Origin of the sequence: Aneurinibacillus aneurinilyticus ATCC 12856, from assembly GCF_000466385.1 — a bacterium.
Classification (GTDB): domain Bacteria; phylum Bacillota; class Bacilli; order Aneurinibacillales; family Aneurinibacillaceae; genus Aneurinibacillus; species Aneurinibacillus aneurinilyticus.
Genome location: NZ_KE952861.1, coordinates 1 through 2,860, shown reverse-complemented (window position 1 = coordinate 2,860; position 2,860 = coordinate 1). Strand labels below are relative to the sequence as shown.

Genomic DNA, 2,860 nt, shown 5'->3' with positions numbered 1-2,860 from the left:
ACGATTCACTCTGGATCATACTGGATAATCAACAGACGTGGTATAAAATAACTTCTTCAATAAGTGGAATTTTTTTTCTTCATCCAGGATAGCCTATATGTGAATCGTAGGGATGGTTTGTGAAACAGGTTTTTGTGGAAATCCACAAATAAGGATAGATAATTTTAAGCTTTCAGACAAGGAAAAGTTCATGAAAAAGTCATAAAATAGAATACACGCAGAGGCGCATGCTTTAGGACATGGATTAACAGTAGGTTCTTCACCGATTACAAGGAGGTTATAACGATGATTGTTGGCGTACCGAAAGAAATAAAAAACAACGAAAACCGCGTGGCAATTACACCTGCAGGCGTAGCCACTCTTGTACATGCCGGTCATGAGGTGCTTGTGGAAACAGAAGCTGGAATAGGAAGCGGCTTCACGAATGATGAATACGTAAAAGAAGGCGCAAAAATTGTGCAAACCGCCAAAGAAGCATGGTCGGCCGACATGGTCATGAAAGTAAAAGAACCGCTGGCGGAAGAATTCCAGTACTTCCGTGAAGGTCTTGTACTCTTTACGTATCTGCACCTTGCTCCGGAACCAGCCTTGACGAAAGCGCTGGTAGAAAAGAAGGTTGTAGCGATTGCCTATGAAACGATCCAGCATGACAACGGTGCACTGCCATTGTTGACGCCAATGAGCGAAGTAGCAGGACGGATGTCTGTACAAATCGGTGCGCAATTCCTTGAGAAATCAAAAGGTGGTAAAGGTGTATTGCTTGCTGGTGTCCCAGGGGTGGAAGCAGGTCGTGTAACCATTGTTGGCGGTGGCATCGTAGGTTCGAATGCGGCAAAAATCGCCCTCGGTATGGGCGCGAAAGTGACGTTACTTGATATCAATTCAGATCGTCTGCGTCAGCTGGATGAGCAATTCCAGGGCCGTATTCAGACACTAATGTCTAATCCGTATAACATTGCAAAGGCTGTTAAGGAAGCCGACCTACTTGTAGGGGCTGTTCTTATTCCGGGCGCCCGTGCACCTCGTCTTGTAACGGAAGCTATGGTAAAAGAAATGGAGCCGGGTTCCGTCATCGTGGACGTAGCTATTGATCAAGGCGGATCGATTGAGACGATTGACCGCATAACAACGCACAGTGAACCAACGTACGTAAAACATGGCGTACTTCATTACGCGGTAGCTAATATGCCTGGCGCTGTAGCCCGTACATCTACCATGGCATTGACTAATGTAACGGTACCATATGCACTGCAAATCGCTAATAAAGGATATGTAAAAGCCTCTCTTGAAAGCCGTCCGCTGGCGCGCGGCATTAATGTTATAGAAGGTAAAGTAACGTATAAAGCAGTAGCAGAGGCACTGGGATATACGTATGTAGACGTTAACGATATTTTGAATAACGGTACAGTGGCCGTATAATATGAATATATAAGCAAAGGCATCCATATCGGGTGCTTTTGTTGTTTGTTATCAAGGGTGTTGATTATCCAGTACATTCCAGAGTGGATAGCCACCCCACTGTGTCCCAAACTTCACCATTGCGTGAAATTTTGCTTTATGCTCCGAATGTTAGGAATCAAACGTCCCGCAGGCTGTTCCTTCCTTGTGTTTAACATCAAGACCGAAGATATCAATATGACTGGCTATGCATTGGTTTCCTTGTTCCCAGTATTCAGCAGTACAAGTTACATTTGTCATATGTATGCCTCCTTTCCTTGGCTTTACCACTCAATTTCTTAAAGGAGACGCTTGATATGCGAATCATTTTTTTATAAAATATTAATTGTCTTTAATACGCTCCTATAGTTAAACGGTATAACAGACCACTCGTAATGGTCAGTTCGTGGTTCGATTCCGCGTGGGAGCATGAAGCTGAAACCCTTGATACTACAGGGTTTTATAAAGGTGAGAGTCGTCTAAGCAGGCGGCTCTTTTTTCTATTTGTGTGCCTGCATCTTTTTCGCGAAGCATATCATTCAAATATTTCTGTGCGACTTTTTTTCCACCGTGGATTGTTTTATTGTGATATTTTCTTTTCCCATTCTCATCGCGATCGATAAATACACGTACTAACCATGTATCTTTTCCTCTAGGAATAATTTGTCCTGACATGATTTTTCCTCCTGTGGATTATGTGAATATACTGTAAATAAAATGTGCATAACTAAGAGTGTAAGAATGTTTGTTCCTTTTTAACGGTAAAAAATTTTATTTTATTTAATTCATCAAGGTAGTTAGCTTGGATTCGATTTTGAATGTAATTGAGCCGATCACAAGCATATTCGTAAGACACATCAAATATGGTAGCTAAGTGAACAGGATGCCACTCATGAGCCTCTAGTTCTTTAAGCATGAAAAATGGCATCATGGCAAGGTTAGTAAATCGTTTGGCGTCCTCTTCCTGTTGGAAACGTATGTTTGTATTTTTGTGTAAAAAGAAGAGCCCAAGGGGCTTGTATTTATTTGAGCCCAATTTGGGCTTTATTTTGTAGTTTGTTACCTTGGAAAAGGAAATTAGCATTTGCTCCTAAATCTTTATAGGCATATATAACCGTATGAAGTGGTTCTCCTTTATTCCCACTTTCAGAAACCAATTCACCAGGACCACCAATTATTTTTTCAACCTCTTTTGATTCCGATTGAACCGGCTCTCCCCATGTCTTAAATGTAGTAGCATCTTTTGGAATGTTATTAACATCGTACTTCGAAAACACCGAAACTCTCTTGGAGATATTTATCAATTCATATACAGCCGTTTTTACATATTCATTTTCTGCCTGGATTGAATCAGAGGAAGACGTTAGCATTTCTGGATGAGATGTTTCTAATCAAGGGTGTTGATTATCCAGTATGATCCAGA

At 41.4% G+C, this 2,860-nt stretch carries 4 protein-coding genes and 1 tRNA gene; 2 read left to right on the top strand and 3 right to left on the bottom strand.

What is annotated here, in order from left to right; translation table 11 throughout:
- The first annotated feature begins 285 nt into the window (after positions 1–285).
- Positions 286–1,419: an alanine dehydrogenase gene (gene ald, locus HMPREF0083_RS19305; RefSeq protein WP_021623373.1), complete on the top strand. Its 1,134-nt coding sequence runs from the start codon at positions 286–288 to the stop codon at positions 1,417–1,419.
- Positions 1,420–1,569: 150 nt separating this feature from the next.
- On the opposite strand, the gene HMPREF0083_RS27410 is transcribed toward ald, so the two are convergent.
- On the bottom strand, positions 1,570–1,698 hold the full coding sequence (locus HMPREF0083_RS27410; protein ID WP_021623372.1) for a DUF1540 domain-containing protein: 129 nt from the start codon (positions 1,696–1,698) through the stop codon (positions 1,570–1,572).
- A 98-nt stretch (positions 1,699–1,796) separates the two neighbouring features.
- On the opposite strand from HMPREF0083_RS27410, the gene HMPREF0083_RS19300 reads away from it, so the two are divergent.
- Positions 1,797–1,867, top strand: a tRNA-Thr gene (locus HMPREF0083_RS19300).
- A 20-nt stretch (positions 1,868–1,887) separates the two neighbouring features.
- On the opposite strand, the gene HMPREF0083_RS29085 is transcribed toward HMPREF0083_RS19300, so the two are convergent.
- Both HMPREF0083_RS29085 and HMPREF0083_RS19285 read right to left on the bottom strand, forming a co-directional pair.
- Positions 1,888–2,112, bottom strand: coding sequence for a hypothetical protein (locus HMPREF0083_RS29085; protein WP_021623371.1), 225 nt, complete (start codon positions 2,110–2,112; stop codon positions 1,888–1,890).
- Positions 2,113–2,459: 347 nt separating this feature from the next.
- On the bottom strand, positions 2,460–2,714 hold the full coding sequence (locus tag HMPREF0083_RS19285; protein ID WP_040303926.1) for a hypothetical protein: 255 nt from the start codon (positions 2,712–2,714) through the stop codon (positions 2,460–2,462).
- Positions 2,715–2,860 lie beyond the last annotated feature (146 nt).